Origin of the sequence: Acinetobacter sp. YH12126, from assembly GCF_013418745.1 — a bacterium.
GTDB lineage: Bacteria > Pseudomonadota > Gammaproteobacteria > Pseudomonadales > Moraxellaceae > Acinetobacter > Acinetobacter amyesii.
This window is the reverse complement of record NZ_VPBM01000013.1, coordinates 41853-67614: the sequence shown is the minus strand read 5'-3', so window position 1 is coordinate 67614 and position 25762 is coordinate 41853. Positions and strand designations below refer to the sequence as shown.

Annotated in this window: 27 protein-coding genes and 1 pseudogene; 16 read left to right on the top strand and 12 right to left on the bottom strand. The window is 38.3% G+C overall.

Features of this window, described 5'->3' with window-relative positions; all coding sequences use genetic code 11:
• Positions 1 to 37: 37 nt before the first annotated feature.
• The gene (locus FTU62_RS10970; protein ID WP_180034735.1) at positions 38 to 1102 is read right to left on the bottom strand and encodes an amidohydrolase; all 1065 of its coding nucleotides are present in this window, start codon (positions 1100 to 1102) and stop codon (positions 38 to 40) included.
• 172 nt (positions 1103 to 1274) lie between these two features.
• Positions 1275 to 1676, bottom strand: coding sequence for a DUF3144 domain-containing protein (locus FTU62_RS10965; RefSeq protein WP_078188837.1), 402 nt, complete (start codon positions 1674 to 1676; stop codon positions 1275 to 1277).
• A 108-nt stretch (positions 1677 to 1784) separates the two neighbouring features.
• On the opposite strand from FTU62_RS10965, the gene FTU62_RS10960 reads away from it, so the two are divergent.
• Positions 1785 to 2417 carry a hypothetical protein gene (locus FTU62_RS10960; protein ID WP_180023861.1) on the top strand — a complete coding sequence of 211 codons (633 nt, stop codon included), beginning with the start codon at positions 1785 to 1787 and terminating at the stop codon, positions 2415 to 2417.
• Positions 2418 to 2452: 35 nt separating this feature from the next.
• Here the strand turns inward: FTU62_RS10960 and FTU62_RS10955 are convergent, their stop codons facing one another.
• Positions 2453 to 3643 carry an MFS transporter gene (locus FTU62_RS10955; RefSeq protein ID WP_180102665.1) on the bottom strand — a complete coding sequence of 397 codons (1191 nt, stop codon included), beginning with the start codon at positions 3641 to 3643 and terminating at the stop codon, positions 2453 to 2455.
• Positions 3644 to 3815: 172 nt separating this feature from the next.
• Between FTU62_RS10955 and FTU62_RS10950 the strand changes: the two genes are divergently transcribed.
• Entirely contained in the window at positions 3816 to 4505 is a 690-nt protein-coding gene (locus FTU62_RS10950) for a TetR/AcrR family transcriptional regulator (protein WP_306670175.1), read from the top strand.
• A 67-nt stretch (positions 4506 to 4572) separates the two neighbouring features.
• Here the strand turns inward: FTU62_RS10950 and FTU62_RS10945 are convergent, their stop codons facing one another.
• Together FTU62_RS10945 and FTU62_RS10940 are read right to left on the bottom strand one after the other, a co-directional pair.
• Positions 4573 to 5004, bottom strand: coding sequence for a hypothetical protein (locus FTU62_RS10945; protein ID WP_180102664.1), 432 nt, complete (start codon positions 5002 to 5004; stop codon positions 4573 to 4575).
• A gap of 223 nt (positions 5005 to 5227) precedes the next feature.
• Complete coding sequence (locus FTU62_RS10940; protein WP_180102691.1) at positions 5228 to 6688, bottom strand: inorganic triphosphatase; 1461 nt, start codon at positions 6686 to 6688, stop codon at positions 5228 to 5230.
• Between the two features lie 321 nt (positions 6689 to 7009).
• Here FTU62_RS10940 and FTU62_RS10935 point away from each other — a divergent pair, with 321 nt between their 5' ends.
• From FTU62_RS10935 to FTU62_RS10915, 5 genes and pseudogenes are all read left to right on the top strand, one after another.
• Positions 7010 to 7393 carry a DUF962 domain-containing protein gene (locus FTU62_RS10935; protein ID WP_180084259.1) on the top strand — a complete coding sequence of 128 codons (384 nt, stop codon included), beginning with the start codon at positions 7010 to 7012 and terminating at the stop codon, positions 7391 to 7393.
• 592 nt (positions 7394 to 7985) lie between these two features.
• Positions 7986 to 8606: a thiamine phosphate synthase gene (gene thiE / locus FTU62_RS10930; RefSeq protein ID WP_180102663.1), complete on the top strand. Its 621-nt coding sequence runs from the start codon at positions 7986 to 7988 to the stop codon at positions 8604 to 8606.
• Positions 8607 to 8641: 35 nt separating this feature from the next.
• Positions 8642 to 9940 carry a glutamate-1-semialdehyde 2,1-aminomutase gene (gene hemL, locus FTU62_RS10925; protein ID WP_180102662.1) on the top strand — a complete coding sequence of 433 codons (1299 nt, stop codon included), beginning with the start codon at positions 8642 to 8644 and terminating at the stop codon, positions 9938 to 9940.
• Positions 9941 to 10043: 103 nt separating this feature from the next.
• Entirely contained in the window at positions 10044 to 10457 is a 414-nt protein-coding gene (locus tag FTU62_RS10920; protein WP_180102661.1) for a heme-binding protein, read from the top strand.
• Between the two features lie 205 nt (positions 10458 to 10662).
• Positions 10663 to 10867: pseudogene (locus tag FTU62_RS10915) on the top strand (DUF6500 family protein).
• 82 nt (positions 10868 to 10949) lie between these two features.
• On the opposite strand, the gene FTU62_RS10910 reads toward FTU62_RS10915, so the two are convergent.
• Positions 10950 to 11339 (bottom strand): hypothetical protein, encoded by a 390-nt coding sequence (locus tag FTU62_RS10910; protein WP_180102660.1) that lies wholly within the window; start codon positions 11337 to 11339, stop codon positions 10950 to 10952.
• The gene (locus tag FTU62_RS10905) at positions 11336 to 11668 is read right to left on the bottom strand and encodes a hypothetical protein (RefSeq protein WP_180102659.1); all 333 of its coding nucleotides are present in this window, start codon (positions 11666 to 11668) and stop codon (positions 11336 to 11338) included. The genes FTU62_RS10910 and FTU62_RS10905 overlap by 4 nt, the downstream gene beginning before the upstream one ends.
• 1462 nt (positions 11669 to 13130) lie before the next feature.
• Here FTU62_RS10905 and FTU62_RS10895 point away from each other — a divergent pair.
• The 5 genes from FTU62_RS10895 (at position 13131) to rapA (ending at position 18087) form a co-directional block, all read left to right on the top strand.
• The gene (locus FTU62_RS10895; RefSeq protein WP_180084264.1) at positions 13131 to 13271 is read left to right on the top strand and encodes a hypothetical protein; all 141 of its coding nucleotides are present in this window, start codon (positions 13131 to 13133) and stop codon (positions 13269 to 13271) included.
• 52 nt (positions 13272 to 13323) lie between these two features.
• On the top strand, positions 13324 to 13464 hold the full coding sequence (locus tag FTU62_RS10890) for a hypothetical protein (RefSeq protein ID WP_180102657.1): 141 nt from the start codon (positions 13324 to 13326) through the stop codon (positions 13462 to 13464).
• A gap of 161 nt (positions 13465 to 13625) precedes the next feature.
• A complete protein-coding gene (locus tag FTU62_RS10885) occupies positions 13626 to 14330 on the top strand; it encodes a phosphopantetheine-binding protein (RefSeq protein WP_180102656.1) in 705 nt (234 codons plus the stop codon).
• A gap of 133 nt (positions 14331 to 14463) precedes the next feature.
• Positions 14464 to 15108: an RluA family pseudouridine synthase gene (locus tag FTU62_RS10880; protein ID WP_180007926.1), complete on the top strand. Its 645-nt coding sequence runs from the start codon at positions 14464 to 14466 to the stop codon at positions 15106 to 15108.
• Between the two features lie 141 nt (positions 15109 to 15249).
• Entirely contained in the window at positions 15250 to 18087 is a 2838-nt protein-coding gene (rapA, locus tag FTU62_RS10875) for an RNA polymerase-associated protein RapA (protein ID WP_180102655.1), read from the top strand.
• Positions 18088 to 18199: 112 nt separating this feature from the next.
• Here rapA and FTU62_RS10870 read toward each other — a convergent pair whose 3' ends face one another.
• Positions 18200 to 18637, bottom strand: coding sequence for a hypothetical protein (locus FTU62_RS10870; protein WP_180102654.1), 438 nt, complete (start codon positions 18635 to 18637; stop codon positions 18200 to 18202).
• A gap of 514 nt (positions 18638 to 19151) precedes the next feature.
• Here FTU62_RS10870 and FTU62_RS10865 point away from each other — a divergent pair.
• Both FTU62_RS10865 and FTU62_RS10860 read left to right on the top strand, forming a co-directional pair.
• Complete coding sequence (locus tag FTU62_RS10865) at positions 19152 to 19415, top strand: PAAR domain-containing protein (protein WP_111883851.1); 264 nt, start codon at positions 19152 to 19154, stop codon at positions 19413 to 19415.
• 106 nt (positions 19416 to 19521) lie between these two features.
• Complete coding sequence (locus tag FTU62_RS10860; protein WP_180102653.1) at positions 19522 to 20319, top strand: alpha/beta fold hydrolase; 798 nt, start codon at positions 19522 to 19524, stop codon at positions 20317 to 20319.
• A 62-nt stretch (positions 20320 to 20381) separates the two neighbouring features.
• Here FTU62_RS10860 and fabR read toward each other — a convergent pair whose 3' ends face one another.
• Positions 20382 to 21056 (bottom strand): HTH-type transcriptional repressor FabR, encoded by a 675-nt coding sequence (gene fabR, locus FTU62_RS10855; protein ID WP_372491111.1) that lies wholly within the window; start codon positions 21054 to 21056, stop codon positions 20382 to 20384.
• A gap of 168 nt (positions 21057 to 21224) precedes the next feature.
• On the opposite strand from fabR, the gene FTU62_RS10850 reads away from it, so the two are divergent.
• The gene (locus tag FTU62_RS10850) at positions 21225 to 22292 is read left to right on the top strand and encodes a ferredoxin reductase (RefSeq protein WP_180102652.1); all 1068 of its coding nucleotides are present in this window, start codon (positions 21225 to 21227) and stop codon (positions 22290 to 22292) included.
• A gap of 12 nt (positions 22293 to 22304) precedes the next feature.
• The gene (locus FTU62_RS10845; protein WP_180077741.1) at positions 22305 to 23399 is read left to right on the top strand and encodes an acyl-CoA desaturase; all 1095 of its coding nucleotides are present in this window, start codon (positions 22305 to 22307) and stop codon (positions 23397 to 23399) included.
• An 82-nt stretch (positions 23400 to 23481) separates the two neighbouring features.
• On the opposite strand, the gene FTU62_RS10840 is transcribed toward FTU62_RS10845, so the two are convergent.
• The 3 genes from FTU62_RS10840 to FTU62_RS10830 form a co-directional block, all read right to left on the bottom strand.
• The gene (locus FTU62_RS10840; RefSeq protein WP_180003812.1) at positions 23482 to 23685 is read right to left on the bottom strand and encodes a hypothetical protein; all 204 of its coding nucleotides are present in this window, start codon (positions 23683 to 23685) and stop codon (positions 23482 to 23484) included.
• 176 nt (positions 23686 to 23861) lie between these two features.
• The gene (locus tag FTU62_RS10835) at positions 23862 to 24491 is read right to left on the bottom strand and encodes an HAD-IB family hydrolase (protein WP_180102651.1); all 630 of its coding nucleotides are present in this window, start codon (positions 24489 to 24491) and stop codon (positions 23862 to 23864) included.
• Positions 24458 to 25663: a DUF1615 domain-containing protein gene (locus FTU62_RS10830; RefSeq protein WP_180102650.1), complete on the bottom strand. Its 1206-nt coding sequence runs from the start codon at positions 25661 to 25663 to the stop codon at positions 24458 to 24460. Before FTU62_RS10830 ends, FTU62_RS10835 begins: the two co-directional genes overlap by 34 nt.
• Positions 25664 to 25762 lie beyond the last annotated feature (99 nt).

Sequence of the window (25762 nt, the reverse complement as noted above, 5' to 3'; positions counted from 1 at the left end):
CATTGTATGACTTGATTGCAAGATTATCTTAACGAACTTATAGGCGGTAGAACTGACGGGCATTTTGTTGGAAGACTAAAGTCAGTGCATCATGATCATAACTCGCGACCGCATCTGAAAAGGCGTCAATAATATTCACCAAGGATGCACTCACACTATCCATCGGGAAGTTAGAGCCAAACATCACACGGTATTTCCCAAAGCATTGTAGAGCATGAGAAATAAGCGGAAAGGCGCAATCGAAAATCTCTTGTTTGGATGCAAGGCGTTGTTCTTTATGAAACTGATGACCCAGCACCGGCATGAATAATCCAGACATTTTGGTATAAACATTTGGGCAACTTGCTAGTTCAGCTAAATCATCTTTCCAACGAAACAAGATATTGTCACGTGAAGTTTGGGTTAAGCCTGTATGTGAGCCGACAGGTCCAAAGGCACCGACAGGTGTCCCAAAATGATCCAGAACGATAGATGTTTCAGGGAAAGCACGTGCTAAAGCGGTTAAATCACGAATTTGGTCTGAATAAACCCATGCATCAAAACTTAAATTCATTTGAGCAAGAGCTTCAAAACCTTTCATAAATTTTTTATTGGTATAGAGATGGGGCTCATTGGTCCATGCATGAACTTTTGGGTCTTCATGTACAGCTGCCATTTTTCGTATGCCACGAAAATGTGGGGAGGCTTGTTTATGCATTTTAAGAATTTTCTTAAAACTACTGTCACATGGGTCTGCAGTGCCGACTATGGCGCCAAGTTTAATTTTTTGAGCGTTAAAGTCTAAGGATTCAATGAACTTGGTTTCACCAACTACCCCTTTACCTTTATGGTCATGCCAGCTCGCTTCTACATGTACGATTTGATCGACCTGATAATGTCCTGCATCTTGCTTATAATTTTCAGGCAAATACGGTGTCGTCACATGTTTGGTCAAACCAACTGTGTCAATTAACTCTTGCGGCTTAACTAAGCGCATCATTTTGTCGAGCAAGTAGGGATGTTTACCCAATAATTTCACGGCAAGTGAAGCGGCATGTGGGGTATTGTATGGATCCCATTGATGTATATGTGAATCCACGATGGCAAAATCGAGCGTCTGCATTGCTATCCTTGTCCTTAAAACCATGTCCATTTCTTGCGTATTTCATTGTATTTTCGAATACGCGAGGCACTGAAAATAGCATGAATGATGAAAATACAACGTTATGACTAAATATTAAATCAAAGCTTTGTGAAAGAGAAGTTGTATAAAAAAAGCCCCGAAGGGCTTTTGATTAATGCTGATGATCGTGGTCGTGATCATGCTTATTTGCATGGAATTCTTCGTTATGACGGAAGCGAAGATAGTTTTCAAACTGTTCGCAATATTCATCATAATTATCTTCAAGCATCATTTGAAATTGTTGAAGAATATAAGACATCACTTGATCTTTGGCATCACGCATTTCTTTGCCATCTTTGAAGCCATTTGCAGCAACCCAAGTATTAAAGCGAGCAGTACCAAATAACATGGCAGCACTCACTTGACCGCGCATTTCTGCAGGTTTGACTTGAGAACCTTTTTCAACACGACAAAATTCATTGGCTTGTTTAATAAATTCATCCGCACGTTCAAAGAAAGCTGCATTCAACGCTTCTTCTTCGGTTACATCAGTAGCTTCAATCTTTTGAACCATGAATGTGTCCTAGCATAAAAATCTAATGCAGTATTATAGGCAAAGCCTTGCAGAAACTAAACCTTTGACTTAATCTAAAAAAATAGCCTAAGTAAAGTGGAATACCCCATGCAAGATGCAATCGCAGTGCAAAGTCTGAAAAGTGATATTGCATTACTTCGACAAAATGTTTGGCCGCCCTCAACCTTAGCCAATGTAGAAGGGCTGCCCATTTATTATGGTACACAATCTGAAGTAGCCGAATATTATGCGCAGTGGACTGGCTTAATTGAACGTGCTCAGGACTTATTTCAGCCCTTTATGGAAGATGAAGTCCTCGATGCAGTCCATTTGCCGAGTCATTTGAATCTGCCGCTTTTTTATTTTCACGTGGATCGTATTCGAATCAACAAAACACGTGCGAAAGAATCTAAAACCTTTCGTGGTATTGCCAGCTTAGTTGAAAAATGTGGGCAATTTGAAGCAGATCAAATTCAAGCGATGCGACTATGGCTAGACAGCGATGATACGGCAGCTTTGGTCGCACACCGTGAATTTATTGACCTCAGAACCTATGTATTTCAACATGGACAAAGTGAATACACCCGTACCCGTTTTTATGTGAATGGCATTGTTCTCAGTGTCGAAAACGACTTTAAATTGGTGGATGCCCGTGACAAACCACGTAAAGCCCGTAGTGATAGCTATAGCGACCCTTTAGCCGATAACAATACGTGGAAAATCTTTGGGAAATATCGTTAATCAAATGTATTGACGATATCACTTAGAGCGTGGACTTAGTTCGCTGTACAAGGAAGCTTCGGATTATTTAATCCACGCCCTAAAGTGAATATAGCCACTATGGCAAATGCGACAAAGATCATCACCGAATACAATAAGGTATTGGCATTAAAATGATCGACAATATAGCCGCCAAACAGTGAACCACACGCAATCATGAGTTGGAAAATACCAATATACAGCGGCATGCCTTTTTCAACAGCTTCAGGGGCATGTACAAACATCCAGATATTGGCCGTAGTAGGAAATGCCCCAAAGGTGAATCCCCATAATGCGGTTAAAAGATATGCACCGAATAAATGAACTGCAAAGTGTGGAAAGCTAAAAAATACCACGATAAAACTGAAGGCAACAAAAGCAAGGGTATAGCGGATATTGATGTTACTGCTATAACCCGCAAATAAATTACCAAAGAAACCGGCTATACCGTAGATCAATAATAATGAACTGATGGTGGTCGCATCAAAGCCTGCATGATTCTTAAAAAATGGGGCGAGATAGCTATAAGAAGAAAAATGAGCAAAACCAATTAATAAAATAATAATCAGGCCTTTACGTGCTTTATCATGTTGAATCAGTGCAGGTAAATCACTAAATCGAATAGCCGAAGTGGGTGGAAGTTTTGGGAGAAATTTGATTTCTAAAACTAAAATGACGATGCCAATCGCTGCAATGATTTGAAACGCACTACGCCAACCTAACCAGTCACTCAGCCATGTACCTAATGGAACACCTAATACCGTCGCTAAAGTGACGCCCGCCATGACGATTGCAGTGGCTTTGGCTATGGCGAGATGACTGGGTGCGACACGTCCACTCAAAGCTATGGCTGTTGCCCAAAATCCACCGATAGCAATACCCAGTAGAAAACGGCTAAACAACAACAGTGCAAAGCTTTCTGCGAAGCCAGTTATAAAATTAGAAATGACCATAATCACGGTTAAAGCAATCATTAAGATACGACGGTCAAGTTGCTTTACAGCAACAGAAAGCAGGGGCGCTGCGATCGCACCCATAATGCCAGGGAGGGTAATCACCCAACCTGCGGTACCTACACTAATTTTTAAATCCTGAACGATGGCATTTAACACGCCAATGGGTAAAAACTCACTGGTGACAAGTGCGAAAGCTGTAATAGCAACAGTGAGGATTGCAAACCAATTCCCTTGATTGGGGGGAAGACTCATCAGGCTGCTGCGTCAACTGTTCATCTTGTTTTAAAGCTGTAGCATGCGTATTCATAGCGTTACACCTTAATTATTTAATTTAATAGTGACTGTTATAAAAATAAACTATTTGATTAAATTGTGAGCGCCAATTATTTTATTAGTGAACGTTATAAAATATAAATGTTAGCTTATGATGAATGATTCAAAGCAAGAAAATCAGCACGCTAATTCAGCCGATTCGGTCAAGAAGCGTGGACGTCCTAAATGTTTTAATGAACAGCAAGCTTTGGAAAAAGCCATGATGTTGTTTTGGCAATTTGGCTATGAAGGGACATCCATCAGTAATTTGACTCAAGCTTTGAATATCACAGCACCTAGCTTATATGGCACATTTGGCGATAAAGCCGCGCTCTTTGAAAAATGTATTGAATACTATAGTGAACACGAAGTTCAGCCTACAGAAAAAATTCTACAAGCAGGTCAAACGGCTAAAATTGCGATGGAATTGTACCTATATGACAGTATTCAGCATTTGGTACAAGCCAATAAACCTAAAGGTTGTATGGTGGTGGTGGCAACAATGAATTGTTCACAGCAAAACCAAACCGTACAAGAACAGCTCAAACAACGTCGTGCCTATACTAAAACAAAAATTATGGATCGGCTCGCTATAGGCGTGCAAAATTCGGAAATTGAAAGTTTGGCTCATGCAGAGCAATTGACTGATTTTTATATGACCTTATTGCAAGGGATGACCATACAAGCACGTGATGGTATGGCCTTGACGCAATTACAGCGTATGGTGAGTAATGCGATGAAATCATGGGGATTATTAGCACAAGGCCCAATCAGTATGGATCATGAATTAAACCCCCAATAGCAGCGTAGCCTTAAGGCAATTTTTTAGTTTTTTTTGAATGACTGATATGCAAATACTATGCTGAAGTTTATTTGCAGGGGTGAATTTTGATGTCGCCTAATTCCATTACACTGATATAACCATCAACCGCAATTAAATTATCGCTTTGACTCGATAGAGTTAGACATTCTCCGGACTTGACGCTAGATAGTAACTGACCTTGTTGCGGATTCAAGTTCATACTGTAAATACTCAGTGTGCCAGCATTGGTTTTGATTTGGTAAGACTCATCACCATAGTCCTCATTATTATTGCGCAAGACTTTAAAGGTTCGTCGTGTCTGATCAAAGTTTTGAGTTGGAGAAAGCGGCTTTTCTACTTGTAAGGATGCCGTGCGCCTTAATTCGGTGCTTTGCACAGGCTTATGTTGTTCACTACAAGCACTTAGTAATGGGAAAAAGATAAAAATAAGTGAAAATGAAAATAGGGGATGAATTACAGGTATGTGACTATTCAACATAAAACCACCCTGAATCTAATTTTTCAGATAGCTTATTTTAAAAGTTTTTACTCAAAAAACAAAAATAATAGCTTCTCAAAATATTTCAATGTAACTGAGTCAAACTAAGGAAGTGATGAATTGAAAATAGCCGAATTCGAATCTGAATGTCCAATAAATGAATATCTATATAATAATGTGGGACGCAAATAAAAAGGGAGACTCATTCAATCTCCCTTAGGTTTTATTTAATGAGTTTTCGGCTGACAAGGAATTGTTCTGTCGCTTCTAAAAGTTTATCTGCATAAACTTCTTGCTTTGCAGTCAACCAACCGAGAACAAACCAATCACTAGCTTCCAGCTCTGTTTGCTGAATATATTGTGCAGAAGAGGAAAGGACTTGATATTCCTGAGCCGCGACTTGTGCATCATTGAGCGCTTTACTATATTTCTGCAAGTTTTTTACATCGTAAATCGACGTCAAAATTGGAAAGCTAAATTTAAGCTCTTGTATGCGTTGAGAAAGTACGTCTAAGCTTTCAAAATTGTTAATGTCGGCATCATTTAAAGCCTCTTGGAGGGCTTTATATTGGTTTTGCAGGGTTGTTTGAGCATACCATTTAAAATCATGTTGCTGCGGCGCATCATCGACTTTCAAACTAAACATTAAAAGCTCAAGATAATGATGTACATTTTGAGTCGATTTAACCAAATTGCCTAACTTCTCTTTGCAATACAAAATATCTTTAGTTAAATTTTCTGAAGTCGTTGGGTTTTGTAAAAAGCCTCCCAAAGTATTTTGCATGTGCTCAAAATGATGTAATTGTTCAAACTGCTGTTTAAATGCGCCTAATTGCAATGCCCATTTTTCAACGATATCACTGTTCCAATCTTTAAACAGCGAAATGGTTAATTGTAGATGATGGAGTGCTTTCTGAGCTTGTGTAATGTGCTCTGCCTGAGCAACGCCTGCAGAAATTGCGGCAATATTAGGCAGAAGGTGCTGCATTTCCTGTGCAATTAAAAGTCGTAAGTTTTTTGCGGCAGTATCTTTTTTACTGAGTTGAAATTCTTTAGCCTCAACTGCTGGACTCACAGTTTGATTAAACGCCAGCAAATTCCCGATTTCCGCTTTACTGCGAACATCTAACCATAAATGGTACTTTTTAACCCATTCAAAACTAAAGGCAAGGAGTGATTGAATAGAGCCACTTTTAAGCTCAAATTCAACTTCATGAACTTCTGTTTCTGTGCTGTTGCTGCGGATACAGCCGACATCTAAGCAAACTTCGATCTTGGCATCTTCAAACTCTATGACGCGATAAGTTCTGAGAATATCTGTTTCAAACTGAAGTTGTAACGAATCCTGCTGATCGCCTAAAGTGGTTTTTAAAACCGATTGAACTTCAGCTTCATTGGCATAGACCGATAAATCTAGGGCAGGGGCTTGTTCATGCTCGCCCAAATCTAAGTTATGTTCAAACCGTTCAATGTGACTTTTACCTGCAGCTTTCAGGGTTTGAATCCAGCGCGTTCCTTCTAAACGTTGACGCAAAGCGGCATGCTGCTGTGCCATTTTTCGATCTGGGGTATCAAAATATTTAGCTTTAAGTTGAATTTGTTCCGATTTTTTTGGATCGAGTGCTTTTAATAATGCAGTTCGACGTGCTTCTGGAATCTGGAACTTTAATTCAACTTCAACCATGGTTTTCTGTCCTGATGTTACAACTTCATAATTTGGCATGAAGCGATCTCTAAATTTTTATAAAAATGAAAAACTAAATCGTACGTAAATTTTCTATGAGCTAAACGCGTTTCGATTGTAGCGAAAAACAGTTGAGAAGTAAGACTTGACTGATTTGAAAGCGCTGATTTTGGCCAAAGAAAAGTTTTAAAAATGGATTTTCCATCAATTGTATAATTCGCAATAGTTCAATTTTCATTGGAACAAAATAAAATTTTACGCCTTTAAAGTGGGCGAGTTTTGAGCTATGTTGATTAAAAATAAGTTCAGGATGAGCACAAAATGAATTCACAAGTACAACCCGAGTTTAATCGAGATTTAAAGCCCGAATTTCAGTTACCTATTCGTGACTACTCGCAATTTTATCGATTTTATTTGACTGAACATCGAAATATCATGAGCCGACGTTTACATGCCACAGGCAGCAGTATAGGACTCTATTTCTTTGCAAAAGCAATTTTAAAAAGACAACCGAAGTATTTTGCTTATGGCCTGGTTTCAGGCTATGCCTGTGCATGGGTCGGACATTTTTTCTTTGAAAAAAATAAGCCAGCTAGTTTTAAGCAACCTTTGTACAGTTTTATTTCCGATTGGCGCATGCTGTCTGATATTGTGAAGGGGAACTTAAGCTTACAAGACCGCAATTTAGATAAGATTGATAGTTAATTGTTTATTAATCAAATGCTTAATTTTTATGGATATGGGTGTGATTATTTTGAGTAAATGACTTGCAAAATTAGAGTGATTAGTCTAATAATAATCATATTGTTTATTTACTTCTTATATAAAACATGAATAGTTGATAAACCCCAGTTTTCCGAGCCTAGAGTGACCTTCTCTAGGCTTTTTTTATGGCTTTAGAAAAGTCTATTATTTGAAAAATATTACAATAAAAACTTTTATAAAATAGGCTAGACTTTTTGATGCTCTGAACGCTCCCCAAAACGTTTCTTACCAAGCACCAAAAAGTCTAATAGGTTACACATTTTTATTTTTATAAAAGTGTTGTGTTTTTATGCGCTGAGTTTTGAGTTCTTCTGGTGCACTATTAAATAATTTGTATCAGTTTTGTTCTATACCTGAAAATAGGTATTTTTTGCCATTTTCTACAGAAAATTTAATTAAACATTTATATAAGTAGTCCTGTGAAAAGGAATATAACTTTCTCAGCAGCAAAGCATTAAAATTTTATGCCCCAAGCAACATTTCACAGACCTAATCGTTATAATATTCAAAAGTTTTAAGTTGTGATTGAACTATGCGTGGTTTATACCTCATTACCAATGATGATCCTATCGAATTGCTTTTAGCCAAGCTTGAAGGCGCGATGGCAACTTATGAAGTTGCTGTTTTGCAATATCGTCGTAAAAAAGTGGCAAAGGAAGATCAGGCTTATGAAATTGAATACATGAAAAATATGTGTAATCAGTACAAAGTGCCTTTTGTCATTAATGATGATCTCGAAACTGCAGTTCAATATGGTGTGGGTGTCCATTTAGGGCAAGATGACGGTTCAATTGTTGAAGCTGTAGCACGCTTACCTAGAAATGTTTTGATCGGTCGAAGCTGCAATAACTCTTTAGAACTGGCTGAGCAGGCAATTGCAGACGGTGCAAACTATGTGGCTTTTGGTGCCATTTTTGCAACTGAAACTAAGCCTGAAGCAGGCAATATTGGCTTAGAAACGCTAAAACAAGCCAAAGCGAAACTAAATGTACCTATTTGTGCAATTGGTGGTTTAACTGTAGAAAATTCAGCAGAAGTCATTGAAGCAGGTGCTGATCTTTGTGCTGTGATTAGTGATGTATTAGGTCGTTCAATGTCTGCTGTTAGCAGTCGTGTTTATGAATGGTCTGAGCTTTTTGCTGAACAAGCTTAATTTTATTTTTTAGATTGAATAAGTAGAGAATTTTTATGAGCTTATCTGCTAAGCAAGAACAATTATTTAAACAAGCCAGCAAGCATATTCCTGGCGGCGTAAACTCTCCTGTACGCGCATTTAATGGTGTAGGTGGAACTCCGGTATTTATTGAAAAAGCGCAAGGCGCATATCTCTATGACGTAGACGGCAAGCGCTATGTCGACTATGTCGGTTCTTGGGGCCCAATGATTTTAGGTCATGCGCAGCCCGACATTATCAAAGCAGTTCAAGACGCGGCTGTTGATGGTTTGAGTTTTGGTGCGCCAACCGTTCATGAAACAACTTTGGCGGATATTATTTGCGAAATTATGCCGTCTATTGAATTGGTTCGTATGACCAACTCAGGGACTGAAGCAACGATGACTGCTATCCGTTTAGCTCGTGGTTATACGGGGCGTGACAAGATTGTAAAATTTGAAGGCTGCTACCATGGTCACTCAGACTCACTTTTAGTGAAAGCAGGTTCTGGTCTTTTAACTAAAGGTGAAGGCGAAGCAACTTCGGCCGGTGTACCTGCTGATTTTGCCAAACACACTTTAACCCTGCCATATAACGATATTCCCATGCTGAAAGAATGCTTTGCAAAGTTCGGTTCAGAAATTGCTGGTGTAATTGTCGAGCCAGTTGCAGGCAACATGAATTTGGTGAAACCAATTGACGGTTTCTTACAAGCCATTCGCGATGTATGTGATGAACATGGTTCTGTCTTCATCATTGACGAAGTAATGACAGGTTTCCGTGTCGGTCTTGGCGGTGCGCAAGCGCATTACGGTGTAACGCCTGACTTGACCACTTTAGGCAAGATTATTGGTGCTGGCCTGCCTGTGGGTGCATTTGGCGGCAAGCGTGAAGTGATGGAATGCATTGCACCTCTTGGCAAGGTTTATCAAGCAGGTACATTGTCTGGTAACCCATTGGCTATGCGTGCCGGTATTGAGATGTTTAAACATTTGCGTCAGCCGGGCTTCTATGAAACTTTGACTGAAAAATTATCAGGTTTGCTTGCAGGCTTACAAGCTGCTGCAGACGAAGCGGGCATTCCGTTCTTTACTCAGCAAGTAGGTGGTATGTTTGGTATTTACTTTACAGATCAAACTGAAATCACAGGTTTTGATTCAATTTTGAAATGTGATGTAGATGCGTTCCGCACTTTCTTCCATGGCATGCTGAAACGTGGAGTTAACCTTGCACCGTCTGCATTTGAAGCCGGTTTCTTCTCAAGCGCACATAGCGATGAAGATATTGCATTTACCATTGAAATGGCGAAAGAAGTTTTTGCCAAAATGAAGTAATTTTCATTTAAATCGGTAAATTCTGCTTTAGAATAAAGCCCGCAGCCTGCTGTGGGCTTTTTTTGTTGTTTTAAGTTCAGTTTTTTAAGAAAAGGATTTTTAAATGAAAACCAAGCATTATTTAACTTTGGCAGATGCAGAATTTTTACTAAACACAGCACATGCTTATGCTGTAGAAAATGGCTTTAATGTCAGCATTGCGGTAATGGATGAAACAGGTAATTTGTTGGCAATGAAGCGTATGGATGGTGCATCACCAATGACAGCAAATCTATGCTTAGAAAAAGCCAAATGTTCTGCGATTAGTCGCCGTCCTTCAAAATTATTTGAAGACATTATTAAAGGCGGCCAGATGGGGTTTTTGACTATGGATACCTTTTCGGGAATGTTGGAAGGTGGTGAGCCGATTTTGTATGAAGGGCAATTGGTGGGTGCAATGGGCGTGTCTGGGGTAAAGTCATTTCAAGATGCAGAAATTGCACAAGTGGCGATTGAGAAGTTTTTATCTCAGGTATAAAATTTCTTCAGAAATTTGTAAGCTTAACTTTAGTAGTATATGTCAGTTTTATAGCTAATGATACGTTGAACGTGATTAATCACAAAAAAGCCATTCCAGTGCCCTGTTTACTGGAGCGGCTTTGATTAAGATATTGATGCTTATGATAAAATTTAAAGCATTTCGTATAAGGTGTATTATGTTAATTTTAGAGAAAGTTAAAACTATAAGAAAAGAGTTAAGAGGAATATTTATTCATGGATGTAATGAGAAAATTGAGAAAAAGTGGATAACGTTGATTTATCTTTCTAGGCTTTTTTCAAGAATAAAAGTGATAATCCTAAGCTCTTAATGAAAGCGGCTAGTTGGTGGAATTGCAACATAAATTAGATCATTTCGAAAAATTTATAAAAATTAAAGCTCTTGTTTAAAGTGCGTCTTAGCTTAACTCAGCATGATGGCTGTTATAGACTTTGTTGCACAAATACATAAGTAGCTGATTTAAATCTATTCCTAATAAATCCAAAATAAAATCGTAAAAAAGATAATTAACACCATGAAAAACAATGAAACCTTTATGTAAAACCATAATTTTTTATGGTTATTAATAATATTAATACTTGTTTCTAAATTTACATTATTAAATATTAAAAATTCTCTTTTCTTGAAAAAATTCTCTAAAGATTTTTCAGAAAAATAATTTATAAAATTAATAAATGTAACCATTGTTATAACTAATTCGATATTAGCCACATCCATAGATTTAATTTTATAAACGCTTCCATTATGTATTTTTTTAAAAAAATCATTATTATTTATATATTTAGATGCCATTTGATGAAATGCAGCCCACAGAATAATACTTAATATAAGTAAAATAACTATTAAATCTTTTGTATTCATTTTAATCTTTCATATCCATATTCTACAATTGCTTGACCTATTACACCAGCAACATACCCTCCAAGAAGAGTCGAACCTACAGCTATAACACCAACAACAGCTACAACATGGAGACCGACAGTTCCACCAACAGTACCAATTGCAACACCTCCGATGATAGTTCCAACACTCCCTCGAATTCTTGCGCCAAATAAACCTCCATTAATTTTACCAGTTTGTTTTAAAATTTCCTTTCTTGTTGCACCTGAATCACCTTTTTTATAGACCTCAGCTACGGACTCTGCACTACATTTAAAGAAATTTCTTCTAATTTTTAGTTCATTTAACATAATAGCGGTTATACGAAAATATTTTAAAAATATCCTGTTTTTTCATACAATTAAAAAATTCACTCCCATAAAAAACAACAAGAAACCGACTTGGAAATAAGTCGATTTCTTTTTGAGAAATTTTGATACATCTTGCTAATTAATTTGATCAATATCGGATCAAATTGTCGTTTTTCTCTGCGTTATCAAGCCAGCGCTTAATTAAATTATCCACAATTTCTGCGGACAACTCTTGGAGTAAAAATCTACCAATTTTGTACCCCTGAGCACACATGACTTTAGGAATTTTGCGGATATTCACAATCTCTTGTATTCAATATTATGAAGTCATAAGAGAACAGGACGTTCCGCAGAATAAAAATAAATAATCGCACAAGGATCGGCGGAACGACAGGAGTTATGCCAAGCGAACCAATACGAAAAAGCCCGACAGGATGTTGGGCTTTTTTATGTTCTGTATATCAGCGAAACATTTGATGTAAACTGCGATTAATTACTTATAAAGTATTCATGATGAAATTTTTTTTTAAAGAAAAAATTGTCGATTTTTTTTTCATTAATGGCAATTTTAATTCTGATCATCTCATGGTTTCTTCCTGTATTCGATGGCATGAAAGGATATGAACTTTTTGTATATTCATTTTTTTTACAATTTTTGATCTTTCCCATTATTTTAGTTTTTCCAATTTGGGAAAATCTATCCCTCGTTTTTACATATTTTTTATTAAATGATAATGATCCTAAATCATTTCGTTGGAGCTGTATAACTTTAGCAATGATGTGTTATGGTCTTGCCACCATTTTATTTATAGATGGTAAAAAAGGTGAACCTGTTCTCGTCGGTGCTTATGTTTGGATATTCTCAGGAGTTTTACTTTGCATCTGTGCCTATATTAAAGTGAAAAAAATATCAAAAAATGATTAATCATAGGCTAGATTTTGTATAAGAGATTTACGTTAACAGATGATTGAAAATTCCATGAATTTGGCTGTTCATATAACGTGTATTATGTTAATTTTAAGTTATTTAAAGAATAATCCTTATGGATGCAAAAAAACTATCCTACGTAATTTTCCCACAATGACTTGTTTGATGATGATTCATTTTTAGGAAAACTCCATGAAGAACAATTATGGGATATTGAGGAATATCGGCTTTTAGAGTGCAGTATTTATGAACTTGAAAAAAACTCATCTGAAAAATTGCATTGGGAAATATTTAGAATTTTTAGCATAATTATGGGCAAAATTAGCTATCATTTGGATAAGAATGATTGCTTTAAAATCAAAAAATTAAAACGTCACAAACTTTATGAACTGAGAGAAAGAGTTTAATTAGTATTTGAAGGTTATTTCTCCCAAAAAATGCCTGAACAAAATATTTTTGAAGAGGTTAACCCTTTACTGATACCCTCTATTTAACAAAATGGCTGTTATACGAAACTAAAATAAAGGGAAAGGTATGGACTCAAAAGAATTAGCTCATCTGCTCAAAAAAGGAATTATTAACGAAAACCTAGAAATTTATAAAGGATTGTTCACAGACCGCTCACCATCAGAAATAAAAGATCCTTATTTTATTGAAGCAATAAGTTTTTTTTAATACTTTGCCAGACGAACATAAGAGAATTTTTTTCTCAATCTTACGACAAGTAATGATTGATTCAATTAGTAATGTATTAGGTGTTATTGATGGCAGCTCAAGTTTAGAAGAGCACGATGGTGATTTTTCTTTGCTGTATGAGGGTAAATCACTTGAATATTTACAAGATTATTTTTTATCCGAATTTGAATAAAACCAAAACTTAGGTTTATCTAATAAACTTAATAGAATTAAAAAAATCTATAAGTTTAAAGTTGACCAAAAAGTAAATTATCAGTAGCCGAAAGTCACTTTCAGATATGATTCTGCGTTAGCATATCAATTGTTCCAACTTGAGTTATGTACCGAGTCTGTATGCTTTATCCCATGCCCAAAAAAATCCAATTTGCACCATCTCAAGCGAAATGGCAGCTGTCATCAACACAGTCGGTATTGGTGCTGGTTGGCCTACAAAATTTACGCTTGCAGCAGGGCATACAAGATACGCAGTTGATGGAAAATTTGATCCAATTGACCAATAAAGCCAAAGCCTTAGAGATTCCCGTTGTCGATTTATATGGTGATGATTTACTTCAAGGCATGCAGCAGCTTGGTGAATATGCAACAACACACCCGCAGCTCATCTTTGCAGGGCAAATCACGCCTATGCTGAAACAGATCTTGCCGCATCTATACAGCGTAACAGAGCAAATCTGTATTGTTGATGACGCAATTGTGCTAAATAATCAGGAACAGCATATTCAGTGGGTGGACTCCATGTCAGGCCAAGGTATTCATCACATGAGTAGTTATAATTTGATGCGACTTTGGAATCTGTCAGCACCAACTGAATTCGTTTTGTCAGCCAAAGGCATATTATTGGCTATTGCAGAGCAGCTAGATATGGACGCATTGGAAATAGATCCCTTAATCGATTTACGTAGTTATGGGCTCGATTCCATTGCCATGGTCAGCTTAATTGGGTTGTGGCGTGCCAATGGTGCTAACATCCGTTATGAAGACTTTTTAGATGATGCAAGTTTAAAAGCATTGCTAGAAAAATTGCTCAGTACAGACTAAACAAAGCTAATTGGAATTATTTTTGTTCTAAATCGGAAAATACGTCGGGAAATATACCTTTGTGCATTGTAATTGTTGGCTAAGCTTTTTATTATTGCCGCCTTGTTTTTCGAGATCAGAACTGGATTGAACTTTGAGTAATTTTCTAACCGAACACCTGATACATCGTGACACTGACTTTATGGTGATCCATAAACCAGCAGGTTTACTCACAGTTCCGGGAAAAACAGCAGATTTACAAGACTGTGTTATCAATCGATTATTAAAAATTGAACCGAATACCTTGCTCATCCATCGTTTGGATCGAGATACCTCAGGTATTTTGGTTTTTGCATTAACCCGTCAAGGGCAAAATCGAATTTCACGCCAGTTCCAAGAACGTCAAACTTCAAAAACATATCAGGCATTGGTTGCGGGTACGCTTGAAGGTGAAGGTACTGTCGATGTACCGGTCATATATGACCCAGAACATCCGCCACTGCATATTGCCGATCCTGCACACAATAAGCCTGCGCTTACGCATTGGAAAGCCACTGAACATTTTGAGATTCAGGGGCAAGCCGTAACACGTGTAGTTTTAACTCCTATTACCGGTCGATCACATCAGCTTCGTGTTCATATGCAATATTTAGGTCATCCTATTGTTGGTGATACTTTGTATGCAACACCTGAGCAACAGAAGCTGATGCCGCGCTTATGTTTACATGCTGAGCGTTTAAGTTTTAACCATCCTGAAACAGAGCAAACAGTGGAATTTCACTGTCCTGTCCCATTTTAGGAAAATCATTTAAATCCCTAAGAATTCTGCTCACTATTTAGTGGGCTTTATGTCAAAATATATTGCTTTATGGTCTAGATTTTTGCTCAAATAACGTTCACAGTTTGAGCATAATATTTTCAGACCGAACTTGAGAAAAAGGTGGAAAAATTGCAGCAGTTTGCTATTGGTCAACGTTGGTTATCAGATACAGAAACGGAACTGGGTTTAGGTGTTCTTATTGATGTTGATGAGCGATCGGTCAGCATTTTATTCCCAAAAAGTGATGAAACTCGTGTCTATGCCCGTCACAATGCACCTTTATCTCGTATTGTTTTCAATGTAAATGACGAAGTCCAAGACCAAGAAGGTCAAATTTGGATTGTTGAATCTCTTGAAGACCGTGGTGGTGTGGTTCGTTATAACGCGGTACGTAAACTTGCCGATGGCACAGAAGAGCGTAAAGCACTGAATGAAACACGTATTGGTGCAAGTATTCAGTTAGCAAAACCATTAGATCGTTTGCTTGCAAGCCAAGTGGACTATAAAGAATGGTATGACCTGCGTATCGAAGCACTGCTTCTTCAAGCCAATATGAAGTCTAGCCCTCTACGTGGCTTGGTAGGTTCACGTGTGGGTCTCATTCCACACCAACTGTATATTGCGCATGAAGTGGGTAAACGTTTTGCTCCACGTGTATTACTTGCTGATGAAGTGGGTCTAGGTAAAACCATCGAAGCAGGTCTGATTATTCATCAGCAACTCAAAACGGGTCGTTCAGAACGTATCTTGGTCTTAGTACCTGATTCATTGCAATATCAATGGATGATTGAAATGCGTCGTCGTTTCAATCTTGAGTTCTCATTATTTGATCTGACACGTACAGCATCGATTAAAGAGCACGATCCAGACCTCAACCCATTCTTAACAGAACAATGCATCATTGCCAGTGTCGATTTGATGATCGACCATGATGACTTGCGTGAACAAGCGCTTGAAGCTGGTTTTGATTTGCTCGTGGTCGATGAAGCTCATCATTTAATGTGGTCAGAAGAAGAAGGCGGCAATGACCGATATGACCTTGTTGAAGAACTTGCTGAAAAAACGCCGGGTGTCTTGTTACTAACCGCAACGCCTGAACAATTAGGTGTGGAAAGTCACTTTGCACGTTTACGTCTGCTCGATCCACAACGTTTTAGTTCGCTTGATCGTTTCTTGGATGAAGAAGAGCAGTATCACCAAACAGCTAAAATTGCTGAAGTGCTGATGTCTGATCTGCCACTCGAAGAAGGGCATTTGGCAGCGATTGAAAGCCTATTAGGTCATCGAATTACTGACGAGCCAGAACAACGCTTTCGTGCTATTCATGAGTTATTAGACCGTCATGGTACAGGTCGTATTTTATTCCGTAATACACGTGAAGCGATTCAAGGCTTCCCAGGTCGTGACTGTCAGCCTGCGCCATTACCTGCACCAGAAAACTGGTCTAAAGATGGCAAGCTACGTGAACAAATGTGGCCTGAAGAAGCGCAGCTTGATGGCTCGTGGATGGAAACCGACCCACGTGTGATGTGGTTGATGGAACGTCTGCGTACAGACCTGAAACACAAAAAAGTGTTATTGATTGCACGTAGTGGTCCAGTGGTTGAGTCTTTAGAAAATGTACTTCGTTTGCATGCGGGTATTCGTACAGCGATGTTCCATGAAGGCATGAGCTTATTAGAGCGTGACCAAGCAGCAGCTTACTTTGCTGAAGAGTTATACGGTGCGCAAATTTTACTATGTTCAGAAATTGGTTCTGAAGGTCGTAACTTCCAGTTTGCATCTGACTTAGTTTTGTTTGACTTGCCTGCAAACCCAGATGTACTTGAACAACGTATTGGTCGTTTAGACCGTATTGGTCAAGAAAATCGTATTCAAATTCATGTGCCTTATCTGGTTGGTACTGCTCAAGAGCGTATGTTCCGTTGGTATAACGAAGCATTAAATATTTTCTGTAATATCTCGCCGACTGCGCAAACCTTACAAGAAAACTTTATCGTCAATCTGAAAGATTGTTTGTTAGCAGATAAAGGTCAAGAGTTTGAAGATTTGCTCGAAGCGGTGAGTGTACAACGTGAAGCACTTGAAGCTGAACTTCAAGAAGGTCGTGACCGTTTACTTGAGTACAACTCTTGCCGTCCAATCGTGGCACAAGAAATTGTGACTGCACTTGAAGACTACGACGACAATACTACGTTGCCAATGTTTATGAAGCGCTTCATGGCGTCTACAAACATTGATTTTGATGAACAAAGTAACGGTACAGTGATCATCAAGCCAACAGATCAAATGCAAGTTCAGGGTCTGACTTTGGACGAAGAAGGCATGACGGCGACGTTCTATCGTGACCAAGCACAGATTCGTGAAGATGCTCAGTATTTAACACTTGAGCATCCATTCACTGAAAGTGTGATGGAAATGATTAATACGCAAGGCTTTGGTAGTACCAACGTTGCTGTATTGAAATCGGCCGCTTTACCGCAAGGTTCTGTGTTAATGGAAGTGTGGTTTAAAGTCGATGTTGTTGCACCGAAAGCATTGAATTTGCCGTCAAGTTTGCCACAACAGTTGGTTCGTGTATTACTGAGCGAAAAAGGTCAGGATTTATCGCAAAAAATTGCACCTGAAATTTTACGTCCTTATTTACATCATCTTGATGGTAACAGTTGCCGCCAAGTGGTTAAGGCGCGTCGTGATGTCATTGAACAGCGTTATACGCAAGCGCTTGAAATTGCGCGTGGTGCATTACCGGGCTTTAAACAACAAGCCAAAGAAATCTACGGTAGCAAATGGCAGTATGAAATTGACCGTTTGACTTATTTGAAGCAGTTCAACCCAAGTATTCGTGAAGATGAAATTGTACGTTTACAAAAACTGCAAAAAGAAGGTTTAACACTGCTTGATGGTTTGGCAGTTACACCAGAAGCGATTCAAATTATGGTAGTGGTTAAGCCATAAGCTAAGAATATTAAAAAAGCACCTTAGGGTGCTTTTTTTTATGGCTAAAATTATAACTGTAAAATTAATCACGACAGATTTACGCTAAATCTAAGTTTTGTATTGTTTATTTTTAATCTAAATTGTCGACATCGGCATAAAAAAAGTAACTATTCTTCAGCAATTCTACAGCTTGATCAAAATCTTCATTTTCATCCAACATATAAAATATGCCATCAAGCTTTGTATAGTCAGGATGATTTTTTGCTAACTGAATTTGGATCGTACTTCGTTCTGCTTGGCTGCGTGTTACATAATGAACACTAAGTAAATCAAAGTCGATGTCATTACATAGCGGCTGTTTTAAGGCAATGGCACCACAATAATCATGTATTTCAGGTAATAAGCGTAGAACTAAATCAGCCTCTTTGCTTTCCGCCACGATGAGCTCTGGGTCTGCAGTCTTACACAAGGCGAGTATTTCTCTTAACAGCGTTGTGTCATCCAGTATATGGTCTAACACCATGACTTTTTGCGGTTGGGTTAAATTAAAGTCATTTATTAAAATCATAAAACCTCCTGAAAATAGAATGGTTATGCTTTATTTATCTGCGCTATTTATATGAAGTTGTGCTACGTATTGAGTCTAAATATTTACTAAAAATGGTTTTGAATAATGTTTTCAATCTTTGAACGATCTAAAGTTAATCTTGGTGTAGAAACACACCTTGTTCTGATTCGAAGTTCAGTTAAATACTGAAATTGTAAAATGGGGCGCTTTGCTTCATGCTCATTGCTAGACCCAATATACATGCTTTGATTAGTAAAATAATCGGCATCGCGACATAAACTGTCGTTATTGATATCGATTGAATCCTGAAAGTGAAATGATTAAATGTATTCGGACATATAGCGATAGCATCATAATCAAATGATTGTTCACGAACTGTCTTAATGTCGTGTTTTGATGCTTTAGTTAAGTAAAGTTTTGGCTTGGTTAAATTTATACGTCGATGCTAGCGAGTTGAGGGCAGTTCCGTTAAAATGCTTCAAATTTCAGCAGTTCGTTAGAAGAAAATAAAAATATGAAATCCTTAATTACCTTAGGTAGTAAAACGTCACACGGTGGTGTGGTTTCAGAATGTGAAACTTCATTTGTGATTAATGGTATTGCAGTACATTTAAATGGCATGAAACATTATTGCCCGAAATGTAATTCGACTGTGGCTGCGATCGCGGCAGATCAAAGTACAACGGTAAAGGGGCGAGGTGTTGTGGTTGCTGGAGATAAAACCACTTGTGGCGCAACATTTTTACCGAATCAATCAATGGTCGGTTCACAAAAATAATCTGCAAACTGACTTTGAGGTCATCTAGATAAACTCATTGAGTCCTGTTTAAATCGTATTGATCTCTTTATGATGTGGCATCATCAGTTGATTGGATGAGTTCTAGATGAAAAGCGCGATCCATTTTACCCATGCCAATGGTATTCCTGCTGCAAGTTATCGAAAGTTTTTATCCTACTTTACACCGCAATTTGATGTGAAGGCGATTCCGCTTATTGGTATGGATGAGCGCTATCCGATCACCAAAGATTGGCGATATTTGGTCGATCAAGTCATAGCAGATATCGAGCACCAATTTCCAAAACAACAAGTGATTGGGCTTGGACATTCTTTTGGTTCTTTAGTCACTCTTATGGCGACTTATAAACGTCCAGATTTGTTTTCACAACTGATTATTATGGATCCACCTTTCGTAATCGGTCCTAAGTCTGCCATTTTTGAAGGTATGCAAAAATTAAAGCTCAAAGCTGTCGATAAAATTACCCCAGCGGCAATTACATTGAAGCGTAATGACCATTGGCCAAATTTGGATGAAGCCTATACGGCACTACGGAATAATCGTTTATTTAAAAGTTTTGATCCGCAATGTTTTGAGGATTATTTTGCACAAGGTGTTCGCACTGATGAAAAACGCGGTGGCGTGACCCTCAGCATTCCAAAAGCCGTGGAAGCGCAAATTTTCCGTACAGTACCTGCATGGTGGTGGCGTACTCCACGAAAAGCCCCTCAAATGCCTGTACACCTTATCACCGCAGATAACAGCCATTTTTATAAACAAGGTTTGCCTGACGGAATGAAGAAAACCTATGGTATAGATTATAGTGTAGTTGAAGGTGGGCACATGTTTCCACTTGAGCAGCCGAAACAGACAGCGCTACACGTCATGCAGTACTTACAGCATTAGAAAAATAAATTTTGCTCATAAAAAAGGAGACCTGAACGTCTCCTTTTTTTGACCGTTAACTTTTAGCGAATCTGTGCTTCGTCTAAATGGCGAGCGCCTTCCAGGATCATACGAATCATAATCATGGTTTGTTCGGCAACTTCTTTGCGTTGTTCTGTCGGTAGATCAATGACTTTTGCACCCATGTTAAACACCAATTGGGTAATACCACGTGCCACGATGTCAGGATGAGCCAACTTGCTTTGATTTAAACGTTCTAGGACGATTAAATCTTCTCTTAATTCTTGTTGGAAATAGTTAAGTTGACGCTCAACTGCATTTTTATAGGAATGCGAACCAGTATAGCCTTCACGAAGTAAAAGGCTTAAGTTGCCTTCATCGGCATCTAGCTGCTGGATAAATACTTCAACTGAACTACGAATAATACTGCTTTGGCGTGATGCCTGAAGGCGTGCTTCATGCAAAATTTGACGTAACACACCACCAGCTCGATCAATCAACTCAATGGCTAATTCATCAATATCTTTGAAGTGACGATAAAAACTATTTGGAGCAATGCCAGCTTCACGTGCAACTTCACGCAAACTCAGTGATGAAATACTTTTTTGTGGACCAATTAAATTAAGCGCTGCCTGAAACAGTTCTTCCTTGGTAATCGTTGCTTTACGGCCTACAGTGCGAACTGCAAGTGGAGTTTCAGCTTCAGAATGTAATTCTTCCTGGTACATGTTAACCATATTCGTCTGTGCAGACTGAGTCATATTTTTTAATAGATTAAAAACATTAACATATTATAGCGTCTGCTAATAGCTTTTGTGAAAATGTCGATTAAATGTACAATCGTATATACAAATATATATACATGTGTATAATAATTAAAAACCTCCCATGAGTTGTATTTGATTATGCATGTACTCGAAAAAGCGAAAAAGCCTTTAAACGCACTCAAAGACAGTGTTGTAGACGTCAATGCGGTAAATTTCTGGTTGCAGAAATTTAATCCGTTATGGTCTGGTAATCAGGCACTCGGCAAAATTGTACAAAAAGAAAATGCAGCAAATGAGATGGTCAGCCTAACTATACAGGTGAACCGTTTGTTTAAAATGGGTGAAGCTGGTCAGCATCATCCTGTTTTTGTTCGTGTAAATGGGATCCGTTACGAACGTACTTATAGTTTGACTCAGTTAGATGATCAACACGTATTGCTTAGCGTAAAAAAAGTGAATACGGGTATTGTGAGTACTTGGCTGGTAGAACAAGCACAAGTTGGTGACATCTTAGAATTTGGTCAGCCTTTTGGTGATATGACTTTGGTGTCAAATTCTGCGCCGTTGCTACTATTGGCTGCGGGTAGTGGTATTACGCCAATGTTAAGTTTATTGAAAGCGATGAGCAAAACTAAGCAAATTGCGGAGCAACCAATTCAGTTAATGTATTGGGTTAAGTATCAGGATGATGCCGCATTCAAATTGCGCTTCGAAGCTTTGGCAAATCAATATCCAAACTTTAAATTTCAAATTTTCTTTACCCAAGAAGATGTTGCCGATCCACGATTAAATGCCTCTCACGCTGCTCAAATTAACAACATTGAGTACAGTACAGTGTTTGCATGTGGTCCATCAGGTTTCGTCACTCAGGCCGAAGCATTATTTGGTCGTGCACAATGCTTTATGAGTGAAGCATTTAGCATGAGCCCAATCGCAACGGATGACATTGGCTTTGTGAATGTCACACTTACACAATCTAATAAAACCGTCAGTATTCCAAAAGGCCAATCAATTTTAGCCAGTCTTGAACAGCAAAATATCAAACCAAATCACGGTTGCCGTATGGGCATTTGTAATAAATGTGCCTGCAACAAAGTTGAAGGTTCGACTAAAAATATGGTCAATGGTAGCCAAAATACAGAACCGGGTAATTTACTCAAAATTTGTGTGAACTCAGCACAGTCAGATCTCGTTATTGATTTATAAGGTAGAAAAAATATGAACATGCCTGTAAAAATTGAATATTTTAAAAATCCTAAAAACCGTGAGTTAACCCAATCGCAATTAGATGAACTTGCGCGTGAGCTTGACGCGATTAAGCAAGAAGTTTTAGATGACTTAGGTGAAAAGGATGCGAAATACATTCGTCGTGTGTATTCGACTATTCGATATTCATCTATGGCAGGTCGTGCATTATTGTTTGCAGGTTGGTTTCCGCCAGCATGGATTTTAGGCACAGGTCTTTTAGGTTTTGCCAAAATCATGGAAAACATGGAATTAGGTCATAATGTCATGCATGGTCAATATGACTGGATGAATGATCCTAAATTCAATGGTCAGACTTATGAATGGGATATCGTGGGTACTGCAGATAACTGGCGCCAAACTCACAATTTTAAACATCATACCTATACCAACATTAAAGGTATGGATGATGATATTGGTTATGGTCTCGTTCGTTTATTCCCAGAACAGCGTTGGAAGCCGGGCTATCTATTACAACCGATTTATAGCATTCCATTTTGCTTATTGTTCCAATGGGGGGTTGCCATTCAAAACCTTGAATTGGGTAAATACTTTAAAGGTCGCAAAACAAAACAGCAGACCAAAGAAGAATGGAAGCCAATGCAAGCCAAAATCGGCAAGCAATTATTTAAAGACTATGTGTTCTTCCCGCTTATTGCAGGGCCGGCAGCATTACCTGTGTTCACAGGGAACCTCGTTGCGAATGGTCTTCGTAATATTTGGACATTTAGTATTATTTTCTGTGGTCACTTTACCAAAGATGTTGAAGTTTTCCCGAAAAAAGTACTTGAAAATGAAAGCCGTGGACATTGGTACATGCGTCAAATCCGTGGTTCTTCAAACCTTACTGGTTCAGAAGCATTTCACATTTTGACAGGGCATTTAAGCCATCAGATCGAACACCATTTATACCCTGACGTTCCTGCACGTCGTTATCGTAAAATGGCGCCAAAAGTGCAGGCGGTCTGTGAAAAATATGGTTTGAACTATAACAACGCAAGTTTAGTGAAACAGTACGGCAGTGTACTAAAACGTATTGTGAAATATGCGTTTCCATTTAAAAAGTAATAAACGCTACACTAAATTTACGGGAAAAAAAGCCATGCAATTGCATGGCTTTTTTATATTAACTTTGGGGAAAATATTTATTTCAATTTTTGATATGTAATTTGAGGATCTTAATCAAATTCATATAATTTCCTTTTTTAGCCATACGAATGACCAATTCAATTTCTTCTTTCGTCCACATCTGGCGAGTGGCTGAGAAGGCAAATTGAGCAAGGAGTACAAATGGATTTTCGCCAAATTTAATATGGAGGCCTTTGACATATTTCGGTGGATTGAATTGATTCATATTCTTTTCCCGCTTTTAATATTTGACCGCATTATTTCTAATTAATGAGAAAAATAGCACACTATAAAGTCAAAATAAAAGCAGAATTTTTAAAATTTAATCATATATTAGAGCGACTTAAATTTAAGTTTGTGATTGTTAACTTTGATTAATAAACCAAACTAAATCACTCGACTTTAGTCGAGTTCAGGTAGGCGTTTATCCTTTCCATTCATGAAATGGTGGGTGGCCAATTCGAACATAGCGAGGTCTTCATCGCTATTTCCATAGGCATAAACATGCTCATAGTCTTGAAGGTTAAATTGCTCCAAAACGCGATTTTTCTTTTGCTCACCACTACAGTCTAAGGTTTCATATAAACCAGTCAGTTTTTGGTTATTGGTTGCAGTTTCAGTACAGATCAGTTTGACCCCGAGCTTTTCAGCCACAGGTTTAAGATATAAATCGACGGATGCAGAAACCAATACGACTTCATGACCGCGTTTTTGGTGTTGCTGTAATTGTTCATACAGTGAAGGATTGAGTTCTGCCATCAAATGTTCAGCATATTGCGCTGCTTGATTTAAAACCTGCTCATGATTGGCTTGGCTAAACATTGCGGCATATAGGCGAGGACGCATTGCATGTGCAGGATATAGCTTGAGATAATAGCCTTGAATCCAAGGGAGAATTTTAATCCCTTGGCGCACGATATGCCTTTTAGGCAGGGAATAGAAGATGAACCCTGTAAAACTGTCTTTATTACACAGGGTTCCGTCAAAATCAAATAAGGCTAAAGTTTTAGGTTTTTGATGCGGCGCATGCATGTTTGATAACGTCCATCGACTCGTGTGGCAAACCAATTGGTATTGTAATCACGGCTTAATTTTGGCCCCGAAATTACGACTTCAGGCATCATGGCGTAAAACGGTTCTTTACCAGTCTTTTCTTGGTACAACTTTTTGACCGCTTTATACGTCAAAGTATCTTCAAAGTCCTGATCTTTTTCTTTTTTAAGATCTGAACGAATTTGACGTGGCGTCGCGATCACATTGTTTTCTGCAAAAACTGCAATCAGCGCGGTTTCAGACTGACTTTTTACTGAACGTGGAGAACCATCTTTATTATAAAGTAAGAGGTCACCATCTAAGCCGAGCTCAGCAGGGGTTAAGTCATTTAACATGCTTTGGAATGCCGCATTACGACTCGAATAACGACCCGAGTTATAATCTGCAAAACGATAAATCGGTTTGTCATATTCAGCTGGATACATCATTAAACGGTGGATACCATAATACAAACCGCCATATTGGCTATACATGTCAGTACGCAGTGCCGCAATATTTCCACCTTGGCGTTTGTGGTCTTTGGCATAGCCTATATGGACTTGCATCGAACCCAAAGTGGTAATGGGATTGAGCTTTTCACCAATATCTTGTCCAACCAGTTTTGCTGCGCCCGTCAAAGCACTCACGTGATAATGTTTAGACATATAGTCAAAAATTTCACGATATAACTCGTCTAGTTCACGTTCAGTTTGAACACGGCGCATTTGGCTCAAATAGTTATCTTCTGGACTTGGCTGATTTTTTAGCACATCTTGGAAATAGCCAGCGACTGTACCACCGATGCCATCACCCAATTTATCTTTAAACTTTTCTTCAAGACGATCTTGAACTTCTTTGACGGCTTTTTCACCGAGTCCCGGCACATGTGGGTCAGCAACAAAATTGGACTCTTGATCGACCACAGCAACAATCGTACAGACATTTTCTTTCGTGGTCGGAATACCGAGCTGATCACTAATGTCGTAGATATCATTGGCCCATGACAGACGATCATTCACGCGAGGTGGAATGGCTTTTTTAATCTGTTCCGCTTCCATAGTGGGTTCATCTTTGCTCCACCATGAACCATTACCACAGGCAGTCAAGCCAATGGATAAAGCCAGTACAGAAAGGGATTTAAAGCATAATGTGGTCGAAAAAGTTTTGTTCATATTTTCCAATAAACTCAGCCATATGGGGGCGACAAAGCAGGAGCAGTATACTATGCAAAATACATAAGTAATGAATAAATATGTATATGCCTCATAGGT